Raw genomic sequence first — 25,180 nt, 5'->3', positions numbered from 1 at the left:
GACTCCAAACGGGATGATGCAACCCCTTGGCTCCGAGTCCGTTACAGACCCATCATCGCTACTACGGGTTGCTCCGCCCCTGCCACAGACATCGGTATTGACCCTCATGGTGGTGACCACTTGGGATGTTCCCTTGGCATTCCATGGCAGGTTCTCACGTTCCGCATCAGGGCCTGCGATGAGCTCGTGCCGTCTATACGCCGGCTGCCGTGTGGTCCATAGACAGGCTCTGTCCACACTGATCCAGGAGATTTGGGCCGCCTCCCGTTTTGGCAGCGTCTGAAATAGATATCGGCGCGTCATCAACGGTTCGCTTGCGCTCACCTTCTCGTCGCACACCTGACGGATCCAGTCCGCCGTTTCCCCGTCGCTCACCACCACGTCTTTTGAACGCAGCAGCACGGGGTGGTTTGGTACCAGCCCCTGCAGGCCGATCCCGGGAGGCCACACTCCCATCCCCGATGCAGTTTCATCAGCCTTGGCTTTCACCTGCTGACTCGTGACACACGCCCAAGACTTACTGTGCCGCACCCGACCTCGCGCCGCTACTGGATGGCAGCACTGCCGGTGAGTTGATCCCCGAGCTGGCCCGTTACGGCCTGCAGCAGCTGATCGAGCTGGAGGTCGCTGCCGTGCTGGGTGCCGACCGCCACGAGCGCACCGAGGAGCGGCTCGGCTATCGCAACGGTTACCGGCCCCGCAGTCTGACCACCCAGGTAGGCGACATCGACCTGCTGATCCCCAAACTGCGGGCTGGCAGCTTCCTGCCCTCGATCCTCGAGCCCCGTCGCCGGGTGGAGCAGGCCCTCTACGGCGTGATCATGGAGGCCTACATCTGTGGGGTCTCCACCCGCAAGGTGGATGCCCTGGTCGCCGCCCTGGGATCCCAGAGCGGTATCTCCAAATCCCAGGTCAGTCGCATCTGCCAGGACATCGACGAGCAGGTTCAGGCGTTTCTGAACCGGCCCCTGCAGGAGTCCGGCTACGCCTACGTCTACCTGGATGCCACCTACCTCCACGGCCGGCTGGGCAAGGCCCTGCAGGTCTGCTCAAGGGCCGTCGTCGTCGCCATGGGGGTCAACGCCGATGGTCGCCGTGAGCTGCTGGGCCTCAAGGTGGGCGACAGCGAGAGCGAGGGCTTCTGGAGTGAGTTCCTCGCCTCGCTCAAAGAGCGCGGCCTGACTGGCGTCAAGCTGGTGATCTCCGACGCCCACGTGGGCCTCACCAAGGCCATCAGGCGCCAGCTGCAGGGCTGTGTGTGGCAGCGCTGCCGCGTCCACTTCGCCCGCAACCTTCTCCAGCGCGTCCCCAAAGCCCACCAGGGCATGGTCACCGCCGCCCTGCGCTCGGTGTTCGCTCAGGAGGATGCCGGAGAGATCCTCAGCCGCTGGGATGACCTGGCCGCCTCGCTGGCGGAGCGCTTCCCCAAGGCCACCGAGCTCATGAACGAGGCCAGAGAGGACGTGCTGGCCTTCCGTCACTTCCCGCAGCCTCACTGGAAGAAGGTCTGGAGCACCAACCTGCTGGAGCGGGTCAACGAGGAGATCAAGCGCCGCACCCGCGTCGTCGGCATCTTCCCCAACGACGCGTCGATCACCCGCCTGGTGGGCGCGGTGCTGCTGGAGCAGCACGAGCATTGGCAGCTGGAAGGCCGCCGCATGTTCTCCGCCGAAAGCATGGCTGCCATCCCGGAGCTGGAGGATCTGCCGGCCCTGCTCAGCGCCGCCGCCGCAGAGGTGCAAGACGCAGGCCCCAGGTGATTGAGGTGGCAGCGCCCCCACAGGGCGCAGCGGCCTCGATCGCCGCCCGGGGGCCGGCGCTGTAACCCCTGGGCTGCATAGAAGACTCCTGCCGCTCACAACACAGCCGCGATCAGACGAGAGACTTGACAAGTCAATCGTCTCGTTTCATCGTGGAAGAACGAGGTGCATCTGCACCTCAGGAATGACAGCCCGTCATTCCACCCTGTTCACCCTCTGAGTCAGGGCATTCGGGCCTCGGGTTTTACACCACGCAAAGGGACGCGGCCCTGAAGGAGGTGACGATATGCCCGACTTCCTTGGTGACCTCGAGGATCTGTCACCAGATATATTTACACGGGTATCTGCGGATGGCTTGGATTTCTATAAACTTTATAATCGCTCGCAAGGTCTGTCCAAGGCCATTGCCCAGCTTGAAGAGGATTATCAGGCATGCTGCTTGATCCATAACGATCTGAGGTTTAACAATGTCTTGCTTCACCATGATTGGCCCCTCTGGCAATCTCAACGCTTGCCCACGTCTGCGGCTGCGTTGAATCTGAATGAAGCTCAGGGAGTCATCCGACTGATTGATTGGGAGCAATGGGCATGGGGTGATCCTGCCCTGGATGTGGGAGCAATTGTGGCTGAATACCTACGGGTATGGTTGAAGAGTCTCATGCTCAGCCGAGATATTGATCTGGAGGTGGCACTGCGGTTGGCTGCGGTGCCCTTGGAGAGGCTGCAGCCATCATTGGTCGCCTTCTTGCAGGCCTATCTGGCACAGTTTCCCAAGATCTTTGACGTCTTTTCTGACTTTCCAGAACGGGTCCTACGGTTTTCTGGCTTAGGTTTGATTGGGTCGATCCAGGATCGGCTGCATTATCGAGAACCCTTTGGTAATTTGGAAATCTCGATGCTGCAGGTGGCCAAGTCGTTATTGTGCCAGCCTAGAGCCGCGATGGTGACAATCTTTGGATGTACCGAGTTTTCTCCATCTGACTTTGCTTCCCACACTGTTGTGGATACTGGTGAGACGGCTTTAATCCAATCCATTCAGGATAAGGATGACTTTCTATCTGATGCGCCACTACCCTATTGGGTTCAGCATTACTCTCTCGACGATGCGCTCGCCGACTTGATCGCGAATATTCGCATTGAACCCCCGCTGATTCAACACCCGGCCTATGCTCCCCTCGACTTGACACACCCCGGAGATGATAAGGCCTCTGATCAAAATCGCAAACGCTATAGTGCTCTACCCGATCAGCTGAAGCAGGCTTATAAACTGCGTCAGGTCAGGAATTATTTGTTTGACATTTATTTCAGTGGTGAGCAAGAGAGTCGCAGTCTGACTCGCCCCCGCGAGAAATCTTTTCAAAACAATACAGCTGCCGGTCTTGATATCGATTTTCTTAGGCAGATTCAGTCAGCCAATCGTGGCAGGGGGTTCTCTGATCCGAGCTGGATCGTGATCCGATTGGAAGCGGATCGTATCCAGGTTGAGAAGGATGGCCTACGTCTTTGGGTTGATCCATCTTCTGATCTTGCGATTGATCGAGTCTCCATGCCACAGCTCTCCAAGTCAGAGATGCTGTCATTCCTGTCTGTCGGCATGGCCGTGTCCTTGCTCCTGCCCAATGCTTGTCTTGATGGAGACTTTTATGTGGCAATTGGAAACGAGGGTGAACCTTCTGTCGATCAGGCTCGCATCAATATCTACTTTCATGTCACTTCGGATGGAGCAATTGTATTACTGGATGTCTTCACCACCGCTTTCAATCGTATGGCCTGCCCGTACAGCTTGAGCGTTCTCAATGATCCTTCATTGTATGGAAGATATAATGCTGCGGTTTTGGAGCTGAAGGCTGATGATTATATCCATTTGCGTTCTGCGTTGCAGGAAAACTATGCTGGGCTTCGATCCCATCTGAAAGATCCGATCCCGCTATTTACCCAATCCATTGCCCCTGGGATTGGATTGGCTGAATCCCTGCAAGATAAAGAAGACGTATGCGTTCAGGGGTCGGGACGCCCCACCGCACGAATGCAAGCCTGATCGCTCACCGCTGAGCGATCAGAGACTCTTCCTTGTCCTTTCTTCTGCCTTCAGGGATCGCTCAGCAGTGACGGCATCACCCCATCGCGGTGATGGGCGATCCAGGCCTGCTCCAGGAACTCCCAGACATCCCGCCCCTGTTGCCTGAGGGTAGTGGTGACCGTGAGCAGGCGGCTCCGGCAGATCGCACCTTGGCGGGATTGGACTCCTTGACTGATCTTGCGCTGAATCACCGATTGGCGCAGGGCACGTTCTGCGGCGTTGTTGGTGGGCTCTATTCCCTCGTTCTCCAGGAAGGTCCACAACCCACCTGTCACCTTCTGGAGCTGCTGGCACGTGCGCACTGTGCTGGCCCAAGGCGTTCGCTCGCCGCGCTGGTAGCCGAGCTCTACTACCCGCTGCAGCGTGGTCTCAAAGGTCTGGCGGATCGGCCGGCAGCTTTGCTGCAAGGCGGGCCAGTCAATCTTTCCCTCCTTGTAGGGTCTCCTGAAAAATCCAGATCCATTGCGCCGCAGCTGGTCTCAAGCATGAGAAACCGCTAAAGTAGCCGTGAATCAGGCAATCCGTGATTGCCTTTACTCCTGATCGCTCAATATGTACCGGAGGCACAATAACGGTCAGATCTCAATCAAGGAGTTCCACCTGCCATTTGGCGGCACACTTGATCCCGAGAATCGCTGGGTTCAACTGGAGGGGCTGATCCCATGGGATGAGCTGGAAGAAACCTATGCCCCTCAATTCAGCGCCACAATTGGCGCTCCAGCCAAATCAGTGAGAATGGCCTTTGGTGCTCTCTACATCAAACAGAAGTTAGGGCTCACCGACGAAGAGACAGTCCATCAGATCAGAGAGAACGCCTATATTCAGTTCTTTCTCGGCTTTGCGGGCTACACAGCCAAGGCACCGTTTGATGCCTCGATGATGGTGCACTTTCGCAAGCGTTTCTCTGACGAGGATCTGCGCCTTATCAACGAGCTGGTGGTGCAGCGCGGCAAAGAGATCCTTCTGGAAGCACTTGCTCAGGCAGCAGACGATGACGACCATGATGATCGTGATTCCAGTGGAGGAGGCGCTCAGCTAGAACTTGATGCGTTGATCAAGCCTGCTGACTGGCCAGAAGGAAAGAATTGGGGCACTCTCACGATTGATGCCAGTTGCACTCCAGCCGACATCACCTATCCCAGAGACCTCAAGCTCCTCAACGAGGCTCGCACAACGACCGAGCGAGTCATTGATGATCTGTGCAGTCAGTCATCGGGATTCAGGAGACATCGACCTCGCTACGACCGTGGCCTTGCTCGTGCTCATTTCCTGAGAGTGGCGAAGCAAAAACGACCACGTCGCCGCAAAGTGAAGGCTGCCATTAAACATCAGCTTGGCTATGTGCGGCAGAATCTCAAGGCCATTGATGCTCTGATCGGCTGCGGGGCAAGGCTTTCCGAGCTTAAGAGGCATTGGTGGCAGAAGTTGTTGGCCTGCAGCGAGTTGGAGCGGCAACAGGGCCTTCTGCTCGCCTCTCAGACCAACAGCATTCCAGACCGCCTGGTGAATCTTGTGCAGACCCATATCCGCCCAATGGTGCGAGGCAAAGCACGTGCTGCGGTGGAGTTTGGAGCCAAAATCAGTGTTTCGGTTCAAAATGGCTTTCCGTTCTTGCACCGCATAAGCTGGAACCCCTACAACGAAGGAGAAGACCTTATCGCTCAGGCGGAAAAATACAAGCTGGATACAGGATCTTACCCAGAGCGAATCTGCGCCGACCGGATTTATATCACGGCCAAGAATAGGCATTTCTGCACGAGGAACGGTATTCGCCTCTCCGGCAAGCGATTGGGTCGCCCGCCCAAGGATCCTGATGTCACCACTGCACACAAGCACCAGCTCCGATCTGATCAAGCTCGACGCAATGAAGTGGAAGGCGTCTTTGGCTCTGGAAAGCGCAAGTATTCCCTGGATCTGATCATGGCTCGTCTACCAGCTGGTGCCGAATCCTCCATCTCGATGGCCTTTGTCGTGATGTGCGCGGAAAAGGTCTTGAGGCTGCTGCGCCTCTTTTTTGTCCTTCTTTTTGGGTGGATCTACAGCTTTTTTATGGCCTGGTCAGCGATCAGAGCGCCTGAGGGCATCTGCAAGCCATGCTTTTGAGATCTGGCCGACTTGATGTCACCGCGCTTGCCAGCCTGATTAACGCGAAGCAAACGGACGAATCCGGCGCCGATGGGCCGAGAATCTTTTTCAGGAGTCCCCTTGTAGCGGTGCCAGTGGCCAAACAGCTGCTGCTGCAGGCCCAGCAGCTGGGCTCCGAATTCAGCGCTGGCGCCCGGGCGTTCGGCGATGGCCGTCAGGTCGCGGATCAGGTGCGCCCAGCACAGCTGGCGCTGCTTGGTGGGCAGGTGGTTGTAGGCCGAGAAGCGATCGCTCACCACAATCCCGCCAAAGGCGTTCCCCAGCAGCTCGATGGCAGCGGTCGTCGATCGACTCAGCCCTTGCACAAATACCGTCACCACGGCGGTGACCATGACCCACTGCCAGCCCCGCTTTCCAGTGGGATTGTTGCCGTCGGCATTGCCGGTGGGGGCGCCAGTTTCATCTACGTAGGCCACCGGCTGCACGCGGGCAAAAGCAAGGGCCTCCTGCATGGGCTGCTCCAGTGCTGCACTCAAGCGCTGGCGGACCCGTGCAATCGCGCCGCGGCTCATCTCCACTCCTACCAGCTGCTGGAGCAGGGCCTGGGTCTTGCTGAAACTCAACGGAAAGGCACTGCCCAGCAGGCCCACCAGTGCACTGAGCCTTGGGCCGTAGTGACTGGCCTCCACATCCGCCGGCAACGAGGCGCAGGTGCTGGTGGAACAGCAGGGGCAGACCAGGCGATGCAGCCGGTGCTCGATCACCAGCGGGGTAATCGGCGGGATCTCGATCACCTGATGGCGCAGGGGATCGAGATCCTCTCCCTGGAGCAAGGTGCCACAGCGGCGGCAGGCATCAGGGTGGTGATCCACCACCTGATCCACCCGCTCGATCGACAGCAGCTCTGGTCCGGATCCGGGATGGCCCTGCTGGCCGCCCCGCTTGCGGCCACTGCCCTTGCGCCGTTCTGGCGGCTTAAAACCCAGACCATCACTGGAGGGAGGTTTGGATGAGTTGCGAGAGCTGCGTCCGATCCGCTCACGCAGGTTTGCCAACTCGGTGGCCAAGGAGGTGAGTTGGCCGCGCAACAGCTCGATCTCCTGCTGCTGGGCGTTGATCAGCGCTCTGACGCTGGCGGGAGTTTCCAGCCAGTCGGCTTCTGGAATTCCAGCCGGATGTGCGGTCATCACAGGCGGGTCTCTACCTGAGATGCAACCGGAAATCAAGCTGTCGTCAAGGGTTCAGCAGGGCCGATGTTCGCCGCGAGCTGTCACGCCCCCTGAACGGATACAAGAAGACTTTGGCTTGTCCCGATGCCAGATACTTGCTCAGTAACTGATGGAATCCGTACCTAGGGTCTCCTGAAAAATCCAGATCCATTGCGCCGCAACTGGTCTCAAGCATGAGAAACCGCTAAAGTAGCCGTGAATCAGGCAATCCGTGATTGCCTTTACTCCTGATCGCTCAATATGTACCGGAGGCACAATAACGGTCAGATCTCAATCAAGGAGTTCCACCTGCCATTTGGCGGCACACTTGATCCCGAGAATCGCTGGGTTCAACTGGAGGGGCTGATCCCATGGGATGAGCTGGAAGAAACCTATGCCCCTCAATTCAGCGCCACAATTGGCGCTCCAGCCAAATCAGTGAGAATGGCCTTTGGTGCTCTCTACATCAAACAGAAGTTAGGGCTCACCGACGAAGAGACAGTCCATCAGATCAGAGAGAACGCCTATATTCAGTTCTTTCTCGGCTTTGCGGGCTACACAGCCAAGGCACCGTTTGATGCCTCGATGATGGTGCACTTTCGCAAGCGTTTCTCTGACGAGGATCTGCGCCTTATCAACGAGCTGGTGGTGCAGCGCGGCAAAGAGATCCTTCTGGAAGCACTTGCTCAGGCAGCAGACGATGACGACCATGATGATCGTGATTCCAGTGGAGGAGGCGCTCAGCTAGAACTTGATGCGTTGATCAAGCCTGCTGACTGGCCAGAAGGAAAGAATTGGGGCACTCTCACGATTGATGCCAGTTGCACTCCAGCCGACATCACCTATCCCAGAGACCTCAAGCTCCTCAACGAGGCTCGCACAACGACCGAGCGAGTCATTGATGATCTGTGCAGTCAGTCATCGGGATTCAGGAGACATCGACCTCGCTACGACCGTGGCCTTGCTCGTGCTCATTTCCTGAGAGTGGCGAAGCAAAAACGACCACGTCGCCGCAAAGTGAAGGCTGCCATTAAACATCAGCTTGGCTATGTGCGGCAGAATCTCAAGGCCATTGATGCTCTGATCGGCTGCGGGGCAAGGCTTTCCGAGCTTAAGAGGCATTGGTGGCAGAAGTTGTTGGCCTGCAGCGAGTTGGAGCGGCAACAGGGCCTTCTGCTCGCCTCTCAGACCACCAGCATTCCAGACCGCCTAGTGAATCTTGTGCAGACCCATATCCGCCCAATGGTGCGAGGCAAAGCACGTGCTGCGGTGGAGTTTGGAGCCAAAGTCAGTGTTTCGGTTCAAAACGGCTTTCCGTTCCTGCACCGCATAAGCTGGAACCCCTACAACGAAGGAGAAGACCTGATCGCTCAGGCGGAAAAATACAAGCTGGATACAGGATCTTACCCAGAGCGCATCTGCGCCGACCGGATTTATATCACGGCCAAGAATAGGCATTTCTGCACGAGGAACGGTATTCGCCTCTCCGGCAAGCGATTGGGTCGCCCGCCCAAGGATCCTGATGTCACCACTGCACACAAGCACCAGCTCCGATCTGATCAAGCTCGACGCAATGAAGTGGAAGGCGTCTTTGGCTCTGGAAAGCGCAAGTATTCCCTGGATCTGATCATGGCTCGTCTACCAGCTGGTGCCGAATCCTCCATCTCGATGGCCTTTGTCGTGATGTGCGCGGAAAAGGTCTTGAGGCTGCTGCGCCGCCTTTTTGTCCTTCTTTTTGGGTGGATCTACAGCTTTTTTATGGCCTGGTCAGCGATCAGAGCGCCTGAGGGCATCTGCAGGCCAGGCTTTTGAGATCTGGCCGACTTGATGTCACCGCGCTTGCCAGCCTGATTAACGCGAAGCAAACGGACGAATCCGGCGCCGATGGGCCGAGAATCTTTTTCAGGAGTCCCTAGGTAGGGACTCCTGAAAAATCCAGATCCATTGCGCCGCAGCTTGTCTCAAGCATGAGAAACCGCTAAAGTGGCCGTGAATCAGGCAATCCGTGATTGCCTTTACTCCTGATCGTTCCAAATGTACCGGAGGCACAATAACGGTCAGATCTCAATCAAGGAGTTCCACCTGCCATTTGGCGGCACACTTGATCCCGAGAACCGCTGGGTTCAACTGGAGGGGCTGATCCCATGGGATGAGCTGGAAGAAACCTATGCCACTCAATTCAGCTCCACAATTGGCGCTCCAGCCAATTCAGTGAGGATGGCCTTTGGTGCTCTCTACATCAAGCAGAAGTTAGGGCTCACCGACGAGGAGACTGTCCATCAGATCAGAGAGAACGCCTATGTGCGTGTGCCACGAGGCATAGATTCTTCATGAACTATGTCGTAACTGTATCGAGGATGGGAGTGTGGCCTCCCGATGTCTGCCTGCAGGGGCTGGCTTCAAACCACCCCATGCTGCTGCGGTCAAAAGCCGTGGTGGTGAGCGATGGGGAAAAGGCGGAGTTGATCCGTCAGGTGAGTGATGAGAAGGTGAGCGCAAGCGAACCGTCGATGACACATCGAAATGCGTTCCAGTTGCTGTCAAAACGAGCTGAGGCATGTACAGCTCGGATCAGTGTGGGCGACACCTGTATACGGACCACATGGCAGCCGGTGTATAGACGGCACGAGCTCATCACAGGCCTCGATACGGAACGTGGGAACCTGACATGGGATGCCAAGGGAAAAGATCAAGTGGCTACAATCATGAGTCTGAATACCAATGACCTTGTCAGGGGCGGAGCAGTTCGTAGTAGCGATGAAGAGGCTGTAATCGCCTTGGACCGAAGGAACTGCGTCATCCAGTCTGATAAATCAGATCAACCAGGTTGCCTGGGAGGAATCAGATGAACACAGACAAGCCTTTGCCAATTACCAAGAAGATGGTGTGGCAAGCCTATCAGGCTATCTCCAGGAACGGAAAGGCTGCTGGCGTGGATGGTCAGAGCCTCGATGATTTCTCCAAGGACTTAAAGAACAACCTCTACAGGATCTGGAATCGTTTGGCATCAGGGAGTTACTTCCCGCCTCCGGTCCGCCGTGTAGAGATTCCTAAGTCCAAAGGGGGAGGCATGAGGCCACTGAGCATTCCAACAGTTTCCGATCGCATCGCACAGATGGTGGTCAGACAGATCATCGAACCCAGATTGGAGCCAATCTTTGATTCGGATTCATTTGGATATCGACCCGGTCGATCTGCTCATCAAGCCGTGGAATTGTGTCGCAAGCGTTGCTGGCAACGAGACTGGGTATTGGACCTTGATATCAAGGGATTTTTCGACTCGATCGATCATGATCTCTTGTTCAAGGCTCTCCAGGCTCACATCCAAGAGCGCTGGGTGCTGCTTTATCTGCGGCGTTGGCTTGAAGCACCTGTTCAACTGCCCAATGGAGAACTACAGGCCAAGGCCTGCGGGACACCCCAAGGCGGTGTGATTAGTCCACTTCTTGCCAACTTGTTTCTGCATTACGCCTTTGATATCTGGATGCGTAGGAATCATCCTGGCATCCAGTTTGAGCGCTACGCAGACGATGTGATTTGCCATTGCTCTAGCCAGCGTGAAGCACAGGCCCTGAAGGAGAGCCTTGAGGCTCGATGCATAGCCTGCCATCTAACGCTGCACCCTGAGAAGACCCAAATGGTCTACTGCAGGGACTCTAATAGACAGGGCTCGTTTGCGAAGATTCAGTTTGAGTTCTTAGGCTTTGCTTTCCGTCCTCGCTGTGCGAAGAACCGCTTGGGCAAGTTGTTCACAACCTTTGCGCCAGCAGTAAGCCCCTTATCCTTGAGAAAGATGAGGGATCGTATTCGAGGATGGAGACTTCGCCATCATTCTCATCTGCCATTGGACGATGTTGCCAGAATGCTGAATCCGGTCCTGCGGGGCTGGTGGCAGTATTTTGGGCGCTTTTATCCGACGGAGATGTGGAACAAGTTGTTCCGTTATTTCGACGAACGGCTTGGCTCCTGGCTGCGTCAGAAGCATAAGCCTCTGCGCGGTCACCGTGGACGAAGCCTGCGGCTGCTGAACAAAACTGCTCAGCAGAATCCACAGTTGTTTGTTCATTGGCAGATTCTTGGTCACGCAACGGTTGGGTGACAAGAGCCGGATGACGCGAGAGTGTCACGTCCGGTTCTGTGAGCGCCTGCGGGGGAAGTTCCTGTGGGCGACTCGACAGTTCTTTCTCGGCTTTGCGGGCTACACAGCCAAAGCACCGTTTGATGCCTCGATGATGGTGCACTTTCGCAAACGCTTTTCTGATGAGGATCTGCGCCGTATCAATGAGCTGGTAGTGCAGCGCGGCAAAGAGATCCTTCTGGAAGCACTTGCTCAGGCAGCAGACGATGACGACCATGATGATCGTGATTCGAGTGGAGGAGGCGCTCAGCTAGAACTTGATGCGTTGATCAAGCCTGCTGACTGGCCAGAAGGAAAGAATTGGGGCACTCTCACGATTGATGCCAGTTGCACTCCTGCCGACATCACCTATCCCAGAGACCTCAAGCTCCTCAACGAGGCTCGCACAACGACCGAGCGAGTCATTGATAATCTGTGCAGTCAGTCATCGGGATTCAGGAGACATCGACCGCGCTACGACCGTGGCCTTGCTCGTGCTCATTTCCTCAGAGTCGCGAAGCAGAAACGGCCACGCCGACGCAAGGTGAAGGCTTCCATTAAACATCAGCTTGGCTATGTGCGCCAGAATCTCAAGGCTATTGACGCTCTGATCGACTGTGGGGCAAGGCTTTCCGAGCTCAAGAGGCATTGGTGGCTGAAGTTACTGGCCTGCAGCGAGCTGGAGCGGCAGCAGAGCCTTCTGCTCGACTCTCGGACCAACAGCATTCCAGATCGCCTGGTGAATCTTGTGCAGACCCATATCCGCCCAATGGTGCGAGGCAAGGCACGTGCTGCGGTGGAGTTTGGTGCCAAGATCAGTGTTTCGGTTCAAAACGGCTTTCCGTTCTTGCACCGCATCAGCTGGAACCCCTACAACGATGGAGAAGACCTGATCGCTCAGGCGGAAAAATACAAGCTGGATACAGGATCATACCCAGAGCGCATCTGCGCCGACCGGATTTACATCACGGCCAAGAATAGGCATTTCTGCACGAGGAACGGCATTCGCCTCTCCGGCAAGCGATTGGGCCGCCCGCCCAAGGATCCTGATGTCACTACTACACACAAGCAGCAGCTCCGATCTGATCAAGCACGACGCAATGAAGTGGAAGGCGTCTTTGGCTCTGGAAAGCGCAAGTATTCGCTGGATCTGATCAAGGCTCGTCTACCAGCTGGTGCCGAATCCTCCATCTCGATGGCCTTTGTCGTGATGTGCGCGGAGAAGGTCTTGAGGCTGCTGCGCCTCTTTTTTGTCGTTCTTTTTGGGTGGATCTACAGCTTTCTTATGGCCTGGTCAGCGATCAGAGCGCCTGAGGGCATCTGCAAGCCAGCCTTTTGAGATCTGGCCCACTTGATGTCACCGCGCTTGCCGGCCTGATTAACGCGAAGCAAACGGACGAATCCGGCGCCGATGGGCCGAGAATCTTTTTCAGGAGTCCCCGTGTAGAGATTCCTAAGTCCAAAGGGGGAGGCATGAGGCCACTGAGCATTCCAACAGTTTCCGATCGCATCGCACAGATGGTGGTCAGACAGATCATCGAACCCAGATTGGAGCCAATCTTTGATTCGGATTCATTTGGATATCGACCCGGTCGATCTGCTCATCAAGCCGTGGAATTGTGTCGCAAGCGTTGCTGGCAACGAGACTGGGTATTGGACCTTGATATCAAGGGATTTTTCGACTCGATCGATCATGATCTCTTGTTCAAGGCTCTCCAGGCTCACATCCAAGAGCGCTGGGTGCTGCTTTATCTGCGGCGTTGGCTTGAAGCACCTGTTCAACTGCCCAATGGAGAACTACAGGCCAAGGCCTGCGGGACACCCCAAGGCGGTGTGATTAGTCCACTTCTTGCCAACTTGTTTCTGCATTACGCCTTTGATATCTGGATGCGTAGGAATCATCCTGGCATCCAGTTTGAGCGCTACGCAGACGATGTGATTTGCCATTGCTCTAGCCAGCGTGAAGCACAGGCCCTGAAGGAGAGCCTTGAGGCTCGATGCATAGCCTGCCATCTAACGCTGCACCCTGAGAAGACCCAAATGGTCTACTGCAGGGACTCTAATAGACAGGGCTCGTTTGCGAAGATTCAGTTTGAGTTCTTAGGCTTTGCTTTCCGTCCTCGCTGTGCGAAGAACCGCTGGGGCAAGTTGTTCACAACCTTTGCGCCAGCAGTAAGCCCCTTATCCTTGAGAAAGATGAGGGATCGTATTCGAGGATGGAGACTTCGCCATCATTCTCATCTGCCATTGGACGATGTTGCCAGAATGCTGAATCCGGTCCTGCGGGGCTGGTGGCAGTATTTTGGGCGCTTTTATCCGACGGAGATGTGGAACAAGTTGTTCCGTTATTTCGACGAACGGCTTGGCTCCTGGCTGCGTCAGAAGCATAAGCCTCTGCGCGGTCACCGTGGACGAAGCCTGCGGCTGCTGAACAAAACTGCTCAGCAGAATCCACAGTTGTTTGTTCATTGGCAGATTCTTGGTCACGCAACGGTTGGGTGACAAGAGCCGGATGACGCGAGAGTGTCACGTCCGGTTCTGTGAGCGCCTGCGGGGGAAGTTCCTGTGGGCGACTCGACAGTTCTTTCTCGGCTTTGCGGGCTACACAGCCAAAGCACCGTTTGATGCCTCGATGATGGTGCACTTTCGCAAACGCTTTTCTGATGAGGATCTGCGCCGTATCAATGAGCTGGTAGTGCAGCGCGGCAAAGAGATCCTTCTGGAAGCACTTGCTCAGGCAGCAGACGATGACGACCATGATGATCGTGATTCGAGTGGAGGAGGCGCTCAGCTAGAACTTGATGCGTTGATCAAGCCTGCTGACTGGCCAGAAGGAAAGAATTGGGGCACTCTCACGATTGATGCCAGTTGCACTCCTGCCGACATCACCTATCCCAGAGACCTCAAGCTCCTCAACGAGGCTCGCACAACGACCGAGCGAGTCATTGATAATCTGTGCAGTCAGTCATCGGGATTCAGGAGACATCGACCGCGCTACGACCGTGGCCTTGCTCGTGCTCATTTCCTCAGAGTCGCGAAGCAGAAACGGCCACGCCGACGCAAGGTGAAGGCTTCCATTAAACATCAGCTTGGCTATGTGCGCCAGAATCTCAAGGCTATTGACGCTCTGATCGACTGTGGGGCAAGGCTTTCCGAGCTCAAGAGGCATTGGTGGCAGAAGTTACTGGCCTGCAGCGAGCTGGAGCGGCAGCAGAGCCTTCTGCTCGACTCTCGGACCAACAGCATTCCAGATCGCCTGGTGAATCTTGTGCAGACCCATATCCGCCCAATGGTGCGAGGCAAGGCACGTGCTGCGGTGGAGTTTGGTGCCAAGATCAGCGTTTCGGTTCAAAACGGCTTTCCGTTCTTGCACCGCATCAGCTGGAACCCCTACAACGAAGGAGAAGACCTGATCGCTCAGGCGGAAAAATACAAGCTGGATACAGGATCATACCCAGAGCGCATCTGCGCCGACCGGATTTACATCACGGCCAAGAATAGGCATTTCTGCACGAGGAACGGCATTCGCCTCTCCGGCAAGCGATTGGGCCGCCCGCCCAAGGATCCTGATGTCACTACTACACACAAGCAGCAGCTCCGATCCGATCAAGCACGACGCAATGAAGTGGAAGGCGTCTTTGGCTCTGGAAAGCGCAAGTATTCGCTGGATCTGATCAAGGCTCGTCTACCAGCTGGTGCCGAATCCTCCATCTCGATGGCCTTTGTCGTGATGTGCGCGGAGAAGGTCTTGAGGCTGCTGCGCCTCTTTTTTGTCGTTCTTTTTGGGTGGATCTACAGCTTTCTTATGGCCTGGTCAGCGATCAGAGCGCCTGAGGGCATCTGCAAGCCAGCCTTTTGAGATCTGGCCCACTTGATGTCACCGCGCTTGCCGGCCTGATTAACGCGAAGCAAACGGACGAATCCGGCGCCGATGGGCCGAGAATCTTTTTCAGGAGTCCCTACGAAGGAGGTTGTGGCAGCGGATGGCCAAAGATCTGGATGGTTGATGGTTGCTCAGTCTCTCCAGTCGGCTGATGCTACCTTGCACGCACTGTTTAAGCGAAATCTCCTAAAGCTTCCCGTCCTTCTTGGTATGGTTGGAATGGGCGGCTTATTCTTGGCCAACCGCGCACTCAAGCCAGTTGGTGAAATCACTCGAATGACAGAAAAGGTCAGGATCAGTGGTGACCTCACTCAGCGGATCCGCTATCACGGCACTACCGACGATGAGCTGGCGCGGCTGGCCACGTTGTTCGATGAGATGCTGGATTCTCTCGAAGCGACGTTTGAGCATGAACGACGGTTTACGGCCGATGCATCGCATGAACTCAGAACTCCCCTGACGGCCTTGAAAGGGCGCTTGCAGGTGACGTTGAGTCAATCCCGTGTCGCAGAGACGTATGTGGAAACTCTCCAGGCGATTGAACAGGAAGTCGATCGCCTGATTCGTCTCAGCAATGACCTGTTGCTCCTCTCACGCCTCGATCAGAATCACGACAAAGGTGGTTTTGAACTGATTGATCTGAAGGATCTGTTGGCAGCGACTGCTGCTCAGATTCAGCCGTTGGCAGATCTTCGTCGAATTCAATTGATCACTGATCTGGCCCCTGATCTCCAGATTCAGGGAAGTCCAGATCATCTGATTCGATTGTTTTTGAATCTGCTGGATAATGCTGTGAAACACACCCCCGCTTCGGGAACTGTCACCGTGACAGCTGTTGCTCAGCGGGGCTCCGTTCAGGTCAGCGTGAGTGATACCGGGCCTGGCATCTCTTCAGAGCATCTGCCCCATTTATTTCAACGCTTTTACCGCGTTGAAAAGTCGCGTTCCCGCGCGATGGGAGGCACAGGTCTGGGTTTGGCGATTGCCCAGGAAATCGTCCATCGTCATCATGGAACCATTGCAGCCCAGAGCCAGCCCGGGGAGGGCACAACCTTGAGGGTCAGCTTTCCCAGGTAAGTCCATCAGTCAGGGGCGCGCCTGATGGGCCCACCAGCGCCGCCGCACCCAGAGCAGTGCCCCCAGGCCGAGCCATCCCACCAGCCCACCGATCGGGTTGGGTGCCACCTCCCCCGGACCCACCAGCCAGGCCGGGGCCTGGCTGGATAGTTGCAGCAGGCTGCCCTGCAGCAGAAACCAGCCCCCCACCAGGCCGCCGTGCAGCCCGATGGCGCCCCAGAGCAGGCCCCCATCGGCGCGGCGCTGCAGGCCCAGCACCAGACCCAGCAGCCCCAGTCCCCCCAGCAGGGCCAGCAGCGCCGCCGGCCCCAGGTTGAAACGGGTGTGCACCAGGCTGAACAGAACCGCCTGGGCCAGCAGGGCCCTCTGGCCTGCCCAGCGGCTGCCCCCCAGCAGCTGGGTGAGTTCCCCCCAGAGCCAGCCGCGGAACACCAGTTCCTCGGCGAAGCCCACCCCAAGCATCAGCAGCAGGGCGTTGATCCATTCACTCAGTGCCACGCCTCCCTGCCAGTGGGCCCAGCCGCCCAGCACCAGGGCCAGGCTGAGGACCAGCAGCAGCAGCAGGGCCTTCAACAGGCCGCGCAGCAACGCCCGCAGTACAGCTGGTGCGGGGCCGAGCACCCCCAGCGTCGTCCAGGGGGCCGGCTGCCGCCACATCCGACCCACCCAGAGGGGCAGGCTGAGCAGGAACAGGGCCAGGGTGAAGGCGGTGCCGACCAAGGGGCGATCCGCCGGCGCCAGAGGCAGGGGCAGAGCCAGGAGCCATCCCGCTCCGTAGAGCAGGGGCACGTAGAGCAGCCCCGCCAGCCAGCGCCAGGGGCCGGCGGCACCGGCCAGGCTCATGTCTCCGGTTCGATCGTGCTGGTGAGCCCCTTGCCTTTGAGGGTTTCGCAGTAGAACTCCGCAGGCTCCAGATCGCAGACGATCACAAGACCCACGCCGGTGTTGTGGGCCTCCAGCATCACGGCAATCGCGTCTTGCTCGCTGAGCGAGGGCACCACCTGGCGCAGGGTCGTCACCACGTATTCCATGGAATTGACCGGATCGTTGTGCAGCAGCACCTTGTACCGGGGAGAGGGCTTGCGCACTCGCTCCGTCGTCTTTTCCATCACAGCCGCTCCGCCGGGGGAACGGCTGGGTGTGGCGGTGGCGTGCCAGTGGGCGCCGGCGGCAGCATCCAACGCGTGGATCCTGGAGGCATCGGCCATAGGCAGCACCAGGGAAGGAGGCGTCATGAGGGACTCCAGCATGACCTGGGCCAACTGTATCGATTCGCCCTGGCCTTGCGGTCGCAGGACCGAATTGGAGATCAGCTGACTCACAGGGCCCGCACCCGGCGCATCGCTTCCTCCACGTTGGCGCGGCTGTTGAAGGCCGAGAGGCGGAAGTAGCCCTCGCCGGCGGCACCGAAGCCGCTGCCGGGGGTGCCCACCACATGGGCCTGGCTCAACAGTCGATCGAAGAAGCCCCAGGAATCCACGCCCTCGGGGGTCTTCAGCCAGACGTAGGGGGCCTGCTCGCCGCCGTAAACCTGCAGTCCCGCGGCGCTGAGTTCGCGGCGGATGATCGCGGCGTTCTCCATGTAGAAGTCGATCAGGTCCTTCACCTGGGTCTGCCCTTCGGGTGAATACACGGCCTCGGCACCCCGTTGCACGATGTAGCTCACCCCGTTGAACTTGGTGCACTGGCGCCGGTTCCACAGGCCCCACAGCTCCACCTTCTCACCATTGGCGGCGGTGCCCATCAGACCGCGGGGCACCACGGTGAGGGCGCAGCGGGTGCCGGTGAAGCCGGCGCTCTTGGAGAAGGAGCGGAACTCGATCGCACACTCCCGTGCCCCCTCGATCTCGTAGATCGAGTGGGGCAGAGAGGGGTCCTGGATGAAGGCCTCGTAGGCGGCATCAAACAGGATCAGGGCGTCATTGGCGCGGGCGTAGTCGACCCAGTCCTTGAGCTGCTTCCTGGTGGCCACCGCGCCGGTGGGGTTGTTGGGAAAGCAGAGGTAGATCAGATCCACCGTTTCGCTGGGGATCTGAGCAGTGAAGCCGTTCTCGGCATTGATCGGCAGGTAGGTGAGCCCGCCGTACTGACCCGCGGCATCGGCGTCGCCGGTGCGGCCGGCCATCACGTTGCTGTCCACGTACACCGGATACACCGGATCGGTCACGGCGATGCGGTTGCCCTCGCCGAGGATGTCGAGGATGTTGCTGCTGTCGCACTTGGAGCCGTCGGAGACGAAGATCTCCTCGGCCGTGATCGCGCAGCCGCGGGCCTGGAAGTCGGTGGCGGCGATCTTCTCCCGTAGCCAGAGGTAGCCCTGCTCCGGGCCATAGCCGTGGAAGCCCTCGCGGGTGCCCATCGCGTCGATCGCGGCCTTCATGGCAATGCGGCAGGCCTCGGGCAGCGGTTCGGTCACATCGCCGATGCCCAGGCGGATGATGGCGGCTTCGGGGTTGGCCTCGCTGAAGGCCTTGACCCGTCGGGCGATCTCGGGGAACAGATAGCCCGCCTTGAGCTTGAGGTAGTTGCCGTTGACCTGAACCATGGCAAAAGAGGGCTGCGCCGCAGCTGGAGTCGCTGGCGGGATTGTCCTACGGCAGTGGCCGATCGCAGCAGGGCAGCTCTCCTCAGGCTTGCGCCAGGGGGCGTTGGCAGAGCACCGGCTCTGGTGCCGTCTGCGGCGCTGCATAGCATCAAGCTCTGCCAAGCCGTGCCCGCCGTGCCTTCCACCGCTTCCTCCGCCACGGCTGTTGCTGACGACGCAGTGCCTGCCCGAGCTGTCTCTGTCGACCCTGGCTCTGCCCCGATCGATTTCGATGCCCTGGTCGATCTGGGTATCAGCAAGCCTGCCCGTTACCTGGGCAACGAGCTGGGGGTGATGCCGCGCGACTGGGAGCGCGACTGGCGAGCGGCTGGGGTGCGCTGGGCCCTCACCTATCCCGAGGTCTACGAGGTGGGGGCGAGCAACACCGGCCACATCATTCTCTATTCGATTCTCAATTCCCTTCCCGCTCAGCTCTGTGACCGGGCCTACCTGCCTGCCCCCGATCTGGCCGACCGGCTGCGGCAGCGGCGGCAGCCCCTGTTCGCGGTGGAGAGCCGCCGCCCCCTGGCGGCCTTTGACATCCTTGGCTTCAGCCTCAGCTACGAACTGGGCGGCACCAACATCCTCACGATGCTGGAGCTGGCCGGCATCCCGATCCGCGCCGTCGATCGGGGAGATCTGCCTCTGGATGATCCCGCTGCGCCGCCCCTGATCTTCGCCGGTGGTCCCACGGCCACCAGCAACCCCGAGCCCTATGCCGCCTTCTTCGATTTCGTCGCCCTCGGCGATGGCGAGGAGCTGCTGCCGGAGATCGGCTTGGTGGTGGCGGAGGCCCGTGCCGCCGGCCTCAGCCGCCGCGCCCTGCTGCGCGATCTGGCCCAGGTGCCGGGTGTCTACGTGCCGGCTCTCTACGGCCCAGCTGCCGATGGGGTGAGCCTGCAGCCCCTGGAGCCAGGGCTGCCGCGACGGATCCAGCGCCGCACCGCCACGCCGATGCCCCACTACGCCATGGGGCTGGTGCCCCACATCGAAACGGTGCACGACCGCCTCACGGTGGAGATCCGGCGCGGCTGCACCCGTGGTTGCCGCTTCTGCCAGCCGGGCATGCTTACCCGTCCGGCCCGCGATGTCGAACCCGAGGCGGTGATCGAGGCGGTGGAGGAGGGGATGCGCCGCACCGGCTACAGCGATTTCTCGTTGCTCTCGCTCAGTTGCAGCGATTACCTGGCCCTGCCCGCGGTGGGTGTGGAACTGCGCAACCGGCTGGCCGAGCGCAATGTGAGCCTCACCCTGCCCAGCCAGCGGGTGGATCGCTTTGACGAGAACATCGCCCATATCCTCGGCGGCACCCGCAAGGGGGGGCTCACCTTTGCGCCGGAGGCCGGGACCCAGCGCCTGCGCGACATCGTCAACAAGGGCCTCACCGACGCGGAGCTGCTGCGGGGCATTCGCACGGCGATGCAGAGCGGTTACCGCAAGGTGAAGCTCTATTTCATGATCGGTCTGCCGGGTGAAACCGATGCCGATGTGCTCGGCATCGCCGATACCTGCCGCGCCCTGCAACGCGACTGCGCCGATCTGGGCCGGCTGGAGCTGAACCTCACGATCAGCAACTTCACGCCCAAGCCCCACACGCCCTTCCAGTGGCACAGCGTCTCCACCGCGGAGTTCGTGCGGCGTCAGCAGCTGTTGCGCTCCGCCCTGCGCCAGCTGCGCGGCATCAAGACCAATTTCACCGATGTGCGCCTCTCGGCGATCGAGGATTTCGTTGGCCGCGGCGATCGACGCCTGGCGCCTGTGCTCGAGGCGGCCTGGCGGGCCGGCGCCGGCCTCGATGCCTGGTTCGAGTCGGCCGATCGCACCCATGCCGCCTGGACCGCCGCCATCGAGGCGGCCGGCCTGGAGGGCCGCTACAGGGCCCTGGAGATGGGGGCCTGGAGCAGCGCCGAGGCCCTCTCGGTCGAGGACCTGGAGGCGTTCTGCGCCCAGCCCCTGCCCTGGGATCACATCGATGCGGGGCTGGAGAAGCGCTGGCTGGCCGAGGATCTGCAACGGGCCCTGGCGGCCCTGGTGGTGCCGGATTGTTCCTTCGCCGGTTGCAGCAGCTGCGGTGTCTGCGGGCCGGAACTGGGTCATAACGTGGTGATCGCGCCGCCGCCGATTCCCCCCCTGGAGGCACAGCGCGCCCCGGCCAGCGAGCGGGTGTTCCGGCTGCGCTTCGGGTTCGCCAAGATCGGCTCCCTGGCCCTGATCAGCCATCTCGACACGGTGCGGCTGCTGGAGAGGGCCCTGCGGCGCAGCGGTCTGCCGGTGAGTTTCACCGGTGGGTTTCACCCCCTGCCCCGGCTGCAGTTCGCGCTCTCGTTGCCGCTGGGGGTGGAAGGACTGGGGGAATGGATGGATCTGGAGTTCACCGAGGCTTGCGATCCGGCGGCGGTGCGCCAGGCGCTGCAGGTTGAGCTGCCTGCGGAGTTCCTCCTGCTCTCGGTAGGGGAGGTGCCGGTGTTCGGCCCCAGCCTGTCCCAGGAGGTCGAAGCGGCCCTGTGGCGGTTCACGGCCAGCCCCGTGGAGCCGGAGCCGGTGCCATGGCAGCGCTGGCAGGAGGCTGTGGCGGCGCTGCTGGAGGCCGATGCGCTCCTCTGGGAGGACACCGATAAAAAAGGCCGACCACGGCAGCGGGACTGCCGGCCCTATCTGTTCGACCTCGCCGTGGACACCAGCGCTGACGCCGGCCTGAATGCCGCTGAAGCGGTCGTGACTGTCCGGGCCTGGGTGGATTCCCAGGGGCGCAGTCTGCGGCCGGAGCAGGTGATCCACTGGCTTGGCGAGGCTTTGGGCTGTCGACTGCGGGCCTCCAGAACCCAGCGGCAGGGGCTGATCTTGCGAGCGTGCTAATTTGCCTGCAGGACGGCAGAAAAGTTCGCCGGTCTCCCCAACGACGGTCGGATCGAGCATCCCCTTCCAGAACGTTTCTTCGAACAAGTCGCTCCCTTGCGACCCACTTCCCCGGACGTTCCTCCGCGGCTCGCCTGACGCAGCGCGTCTGCGTCTTCAATTTCTTCCGGATGGGCTGTCGCTGGCTTGCCGTTCCGCTGACAGTCCCACCGGCGTGCTGACGCACGCGCCATCGCCTCGCAGGGTCCTCTGAGGGGCGGGTCGATTCACCCTTGGCGGCGCTCTTTCGAGCCCAGAATTTTTCCATGCCCCAGCAGATCGTCATTGCCGAGCACCTGCGGATCGCCGCGGTTCTCAACGACGAGCGTGTTGATGAACTGGTCGTGGCCCAGGGCCGCTACCAGATTGGTGACGTCTATCTCGGCACCGTCGAAAACGTGTTGCCCGGGATCGACGCTGCTTTCGTCAACATCGGCGAGAGCGAAAAGAACGGTTTCATTCACGTCACCGATCTCGGTCCACTCCGGCTCCGCAAGGGGGCTGCCGGCATCACCGAGCTGCTGGCGCCGCGCCAGACCGTGCTGGTGCAGGTGATGAAGGAACCCACCGGCACCAAGGGCCCACGCCTGACCGGCAACCTCACGCTGCCGGGGCGTTTTCTGGTGCTCCAGCCCCACGGCCAGGGGGTGAACATCTCCCGCCGGATCAATGGCGAAAACGAGCGCAACCGCCTGCGGGCACTCGGCGTCCTGATCAAGCCCCCCGGCGCTGGCCTGCTGATCCGCACCGAAGCCGAGGGCGTCAGCGAAGATCTGCTGATCGACGACCTCGAATCCCTGCTGCGCCAGTGGGAAGGCATCCAGCAGGCCGCCGAGACCGCCAGTCCGCCCACCCTGCTCAACCGGGATGAGGATTTCGTCCATCGGGTGCTGCGCGATCTCTACACGCCTGAGGTGGTGCGGGTGGTGGTCGACACCCACGAAGCGGTGGAGCGGGTCAATGCCTTCCTGGGCGCGGATCAGGCCAATCTCCTGGTCGAATTTCACCAGGAGCCCGGCGAGATCCTGGAGCACTTCCGCGTCAATGCGGCGATCCGCGATGCGCTCAAGCCCCGGGTCGATCTGCCCTCGGGCGGCTACGTGATCATCGAGCCCACCGAGGCGCTCACTGTGATCGATGTGAACTCCGGTTCCTTCACCCGTTCCGCCAACGCCCGGGAAACGGTGCTGTGGACCAATTGTGAGGCGGCGGTTGAAATTGCCCGCCAGCTGAAGCTGCGCAACATCGGTGGGGTCGTGATCATCGACTTCATCGACATGGACTCGCGCCGCGATCAACTGCAGTTGCTCGAGTACTTCACCGATGCGGTGCGCCACGATGCGGCCCGTCCCCAGATTGCCCAACTCACCGAGCTGGGCCTGGTGGAGCTCACCCGCAAACGGCAGGGCCAGAATCTTTACGAGCTGTTCGGCCGCGCCTGCCCCAGCTGTGGCGGTCTTGGCCACGTGGCGGTGCTGCCCGGCCAGGACACGCTCCAGCCCCTGGCCACGATGACCGGTCTGGTGCGTTCGGCGGCATCGGCCCGGGCAGAGGTGGCCAGTCCCGGAGCCGCGGAGGCCGGTGGCAGTGGCCGGAGGCGGCGTGGAGGCCGGGGCGGTCGTGCGGCTTCCGGCAGTGAGCTGCCTGAGTTGACCACCTTTCCCAGCGCCATCGAGGACAGCTCCGAGGGCGCGGCTCCGGTCGAGGTTCCGGCTGCCATCCCGTCTTCGGCGACAGAGTCCGGCCCGCGGCGCCAGGAGCCCCAGGTGGTGGTGGTGCCGATGGAGCCGGATCAGGAGCTGGTGTACGGCTGGATGGGCCTCAATCCCTCCCTGCTGCTGGATTCGCCCCCTGCTTCCGACAACGTTGTGGTGCGGATCGCCCGTCCAGGTGTTGATCCCGAACTGGTGTTGGAGGAGGCCCGCCAGCAGATGGCGGCCTCCGGCCCGCGCCGTCGCCGCCGTGGTCGAGGCGGTGACGCCAGCGGCAACGGCCGCAGCCATGGGGATGCCGCTCCGCTGGCGACCCAGGTCGGTGCCGGTTCGATCGTCAGCGAGTCCTCCCCGATCGGACCGGCCTCGGTGGCGATTACGCCCCTGCCCGTTGATCAGGGTCCCGAAGACGTGGTCACGGTGACCGTGCCCAGCCATTCCGTCTCCAGCCATCCAGCCCCTCGCCGCAGTCGCAGCCGTTCGTCAGCGGCCGTTGCTGAGCCCGTGGCCGTGGCGATTCCCGTGGCGGTTGCCGCCGAAGCCGCTGCGGAACCCGAGGACAATGGCGAGCCCCGCCGCCGCCGCCGCCGCTCCTCTGCCAGCGGTTGAGTTCGGTGCCATTGTGCCGCAGCGGCCGGAGTCCTGGCAGGATCGCGATCCGCTCGTCTGTGCTGGCGTGGACGAGGTGGGACGCGGCTGCCTGTTCGGCCCGGTGTTCGCCTCGGCGGTGATCCTGCCGGCCCAGGCATTCCAGACTCTGGTCTCTGCGGGGCTCACCGACAGCAAGAAGCTCACGGCCCGCCGCCGCGCTGCCTTGGTGCCGCTGATCGAGGCCGAGGCGTTCGCCTGGGCACTCGGTCAGGCCAGTGCTGCCGAGATCGATCGGTATGGCATCCGGCCGGCCACGGAGCGGGCGATGCACCGCGCTCTGCAACGCCTGCCCAGGCGGCCCCAGCTCGTGCTCGTGGATGGCAACCTGCCCCTGCGGGGCTGGTCCGGTGAGCAGCGCGCTTTGGTGGGCGGCGATGCCAGCTGCCCGGCCATTTCGGCGGCGAGCGTGCTCGCCAAGCAGTGCCGCGATGCCCTGCTCGAACGGCTGGCCCTGCAGTTCCCCGGCTATGGCCTCGAACGGCACCGGGGCTATGGCACTGCGCAGCATCGCGCGGCCCTGCAGCGGCTGGGCCCCACCGCGCTGCACCGCCGCAGTTTTCTCAAGCCTGCGTGCACCAGTCGCGGAAGTCCCCCAGCAGCTGCTGCCCCACCCGGGTTCTGATGCCCAGCAGGATGCGGCTGAGCACCGAGTGACCAGTGGCTTCCAGCACCTTGGTGGGAATCAGCTTCAGCAGCGGCGGCTGGCTCACGGTCACCGCCAGGGTGGCCTCCCCCTCCAGACCGGTGTCCGCAGCCTCCAGCCACGACTGCAGGGTGAGCTGGAAGTCGTCGATCAGGCCCAGCCCCTCCAGCTCACAGTCGATAGCGTTGAGTTCGATCCTGCCAGGCTGGCGCCGCACCTGCAGGACCACCACCGGCTGAATCTGCAGTTGGAACACCTGCAGCCGAGTGACGGCGTAGCGGTAGCGACCCGCCTCCAATCGTTCCAGTTGACTGGGATCGAGCAAGGCGCCGATGACGCGCTCCTCATCGTCGAGATAGGGGGGCAGCAGCCCGACCCGATCGCAGTCCTCGGCGGGCAGGGACAGTTTCAGCGACTGGCTGGCGCTGAAGGCCACGGACATGGCCGGCAGGCCGACGCGGCATGATCTTATCGGTCCACCGTGA

General features: G+C 60.3%; 19 protein-coding genes. 13 read left to right on the top strand and 6 right to left on the bottom strand.

The features are described 5' to 3' along the window. Positions 1 to 548 precede the first annotated feature (548 nt). The gene (locus tag H8F26_RS02040; protein ID WP_197158913.1) at positions 549 to 1,760 is read left to right on the top strand and encodes an IS256 family transposase; all 1,212 of its coding nucleotides are present in this window, start codon (positions 549 to 551) and stop codon (positions 1,758 to 1,760) included. Between the two features lie 286 nt (positions 1,761 to 2,046). Further along, positions 2,047 to 3,798, top strand: coding sequence for a T3SS effector HopA1 family protein (locus H8F26_RS02035; protein WP_197157160.1), 1,752 nt, complete (start codon positions 2,047 to 2,049; stop codon positions 3,796 to 3,798). A 50-nt stretch (positions 3,799 to 3,848) separates the two neighbouring features. On the opposite strand, the gene H8F26_RS02030 is transcribed toward H8F26_RS02035, so the two are convergent. Then, the gene (locus H8F26_RS02030; RefSeq protein ID WP_197157158.1) at positions 3,849 to 4,247 is read right to left on the bottom strand and encodes a transposase; all 399 of its coding nucleotides are present in this window, start codon (positions 4,245 to 4,247) and stop codon (positions 3,849 to 3,851) included. Between the two features lie 145 nt (positions 4,248 to 4,392). On the opposite strand from H8F26_RS02030, the gene H8F26_RS02025 reads away from it, so the two are divergent. Beyond that, on the top strand, positions 4,393 to 5,943 hold the full coding sequence (locus H8F26_RS02025; RefSeq protein WP_197157156.1) for an IS5 family transposase: 1,551 nt from the start codon (positions 4,393 to 4,395) through the stop codon (positions 5,941 to 5,943). On the opposite strand, the gene H8F26_RS02020 is transcribed toward H8F26_RS02025, so the two are convergent. Continuing rightward, positions 5,877 to 7,112 carry an IS66 family transposase gene (locus H8F26_RS02020; RefSeq protein ID WP_197157154.1) on the bottom strand — a complete coding sequence of 412 codons (1,236 nt, stop codon included), beginning with the start codon at positions 7,110 to 7,112 and terminating at the stop codon, positions 5,877 to 5,879. The genes H8F26_RS02025 and H8F26_RS02020 overlap by 67 nt on opposite strands. Before the next feature lie 282 nt (positions 7,113 to 7,394). On the opposite strand from H8F26_RS02020, the gene H8F26_RS02015 reads away from it, so the two are divergent. The 7 genes from H8F26_RS02015 (at position 7,395) to H8F26_RS01985 (ending at position 16,210) form a co-directional block, all read left to right on the top strand. After that, entirely contained in the window at positions 7,395 to 8,945 is a 1,551-nt protein-coding gene (locus tag H8F26_RS02015) for an IS5 family transposase (RefSeq protein WP_197157152.1), read from the top strand. Positions 8,946 to 9,167: 222 nt separating this feature from the next. Then, positions 9,168 to 9,467 carry a transposase gene (locus H8F26_RS02010; RefSeq protein ID WP_197157150.1) on the top strand — a complete coding sequence of 100 codons (300 nt, stop codon included), beginning with the start codon at positions 9,168 to 9,170 and terminating at the stop codon, positions 9,465 to 9,467. 511 nt (positions 9,468 to 9,978) lie between these two features. After that, the gene (gene ltrA, locus H8F26_RS02005) at positions 9,979 to 11,232 is read left to right on the top strand and encodes a group II intron reverse transcriptase/maturase (RefSeq protein WP_197157148.1); all 1,254 of its coding nucleotides are present in this window, start codon (positions 9,979 to 9,981) and stop codon (positions 11,230 to 11,232) included. 10 nt (positions 11,233 to 11,242) lie between these two features. Continuing rightward, positions 11,243 to 12,589, top strand: coding sequence for a transposase (locus H8F26_RS02000; RefSeq protein ID WP_197157146.1), 1,347 nt, complete (start codon positions 11,243 to 11,245; stop codon positions 12,587 to 12,589). A 134-nt stretch (positions 12,590 to 12,723) separates the two neighbouring features. Further along, positions 12,724 to 13,752 (top strand): group II intron reverse transcriptase/maturase, encoded by a 1,029-nt coding sequence (ltrA, locus tag H8F26_RS01995; RefSeq protein ID WP_197157144.1) that lies wholly within the window; start codon positions 12,724 to 12,726, stop codon positions 13,750 to 13,752. Between the two features lie 10 nt (positions 13,753 to 13,762). After that, complete coding sequence (locus H8F26_RS01990) at positions 13,763 to 15,109, top strand: transposase (RefSeq protein ID WP_197157142.1); 1,347 nt, start codon at positions 13,763 to 13,765, stop codon at positions 15,107 to 15,109. A 243-nt stretch (positions 15,110 to 15,352) separates the two neighbouring features. Further along, a complete protein-coding gene (locus tag H8F26_RS01985) occupies positions 15,353 to 16,210 on the top strand; it encodes a cell wall metabolism sensor histidine kinase WalK (RefSeq protein ID WP_231605405.1) in 858 nt (285 codons plus the stop codon). Positions 16,211 to 16,219: 9 nt separating this feature from the next. Here the strand turns inward: H8F26_RS01985 and H8F26_RS01980 are convergent, their stop codons facing one another. The 3 genes from H8F26_RS01980 to H8F26_RS01970 all read right to left on the bottom strand — a co-directional run bounded on the left by H8F26_RS01980 (position 16,220) and on the right by H8F26_RS01970 (position 18,755). Then, positions 16,220 to 17,053: a CPBP family intramembrane glutamic endopeptidase gene (locus H8F26_RS01980; RefSeq protein WP_197157138.1), complete on the bottom strand. Its 834-nt coding sequence runs from the start codon at positions 17,051 to 17,053 to the stop codon at positions 16,220 to 16,222. Then, positions 17,050 to 17,319: an ATP-dependent Clp protease adapter ClpS gene (gene clpS / locus H8F26_RS01975; protein ID WP_197158912.1), complete on the bottom strand. Its 270-nt coding sequence runs from the start codon at positions 17,317 to 17,319 to the stop codon at positions 17,050 to 17,052. Before clpS ends, H8F26_RS01980 begins: the two co-directional genes overlap by 4 nt. 209 nt (positions 17,320 to 17,528) lie before the next feature. Then, a complete protein-coding gene (locus H8F26_RS01970) occupies positions 17,529 to 18,755 on the bottom strand; it encodes an LL-diaminopimelate aminotransferase (RefSeq protein ID WP_197157136.1) in 1,227 nt (408 codons plus the stop codon). A gap of 219 nt (positions 18,756 to 18,974) precedes the next feature. On the opposite strand from H8F26_RS01970, the gene H8F26_RS01965 reads away from it, so the two are divergent. From H8F26_RS01965 to H8F26_RS01955, 3 genes are all read left to right on the top strand, one after another. Next, positions 18,975 to 21,650: a TIGR03960 family B12-binding radical SAM protein gene (locus H8F26_RS01965; protein ID WP_197158911.1), complete on the top strand. Its 2,676-nt coding sequence runs from the start codon at positions 18,975 to 18,977 to the stop codon at positions 21,648 to 21,650. 305 nt (positions 21,651 to 21,955) lie between these two features. Continuing rightward, complete coding sequence (locus H8F26_RS01960) at positions 21,956 to 24,010, top strand: Rne/Rng family ribonuclease (RefSeq protein ID WP_197157134.1); 2,055 nt, start codon at positions 21,956 to 21,958, stop codon at positions 24,008 to 24,010. After that, positions 23,964 to 24,674, top strand: coding sequence for a ribonuclease HII (locus tag H8F26_RS01955; protein WP_197157132.1), 711 nt, complete (start codon positions 23,964 to 23,966; stop codon positions 24,672 to 24,674). The genes H8F26_RS01960 and H8F26_RS01955 overlap by 47 nt, the downstream gene beginning before the upstream one ends. Here H8F26_RS01955 and H8F26_RS01950 read toward each other — a convergent pair. Continuing rightward, a complete protein-coding gene (locus H8F26_RS01950; RefSeq protein WP_197157130.1) occupies positions 24,613 to 25,137 on the bottom strand; it encodes a DUF1997 domain-containing protein in 525 nt (174 codons plus the stop codon). The genes H8F26_RS01955 and H8F26_RS01950 overlap by 62 nt on opposite strands. Positions 25,138 to 25,180 lie beyond the last annotated feature (43 nt).

Origin of the sequence: Synechococcus sp. CBW1006, assembly GCF_015840525.1 — a bacterium.
Classification (GTDB): domain Bacteria; phylum Cyanobacteriota; class Cyanobacteriia; order PCC-6307; family Cyanobiaceae; genus CBW1002.
This window is presented reverse-complemented; position numbering and strand designations above follow the sequence as displayed.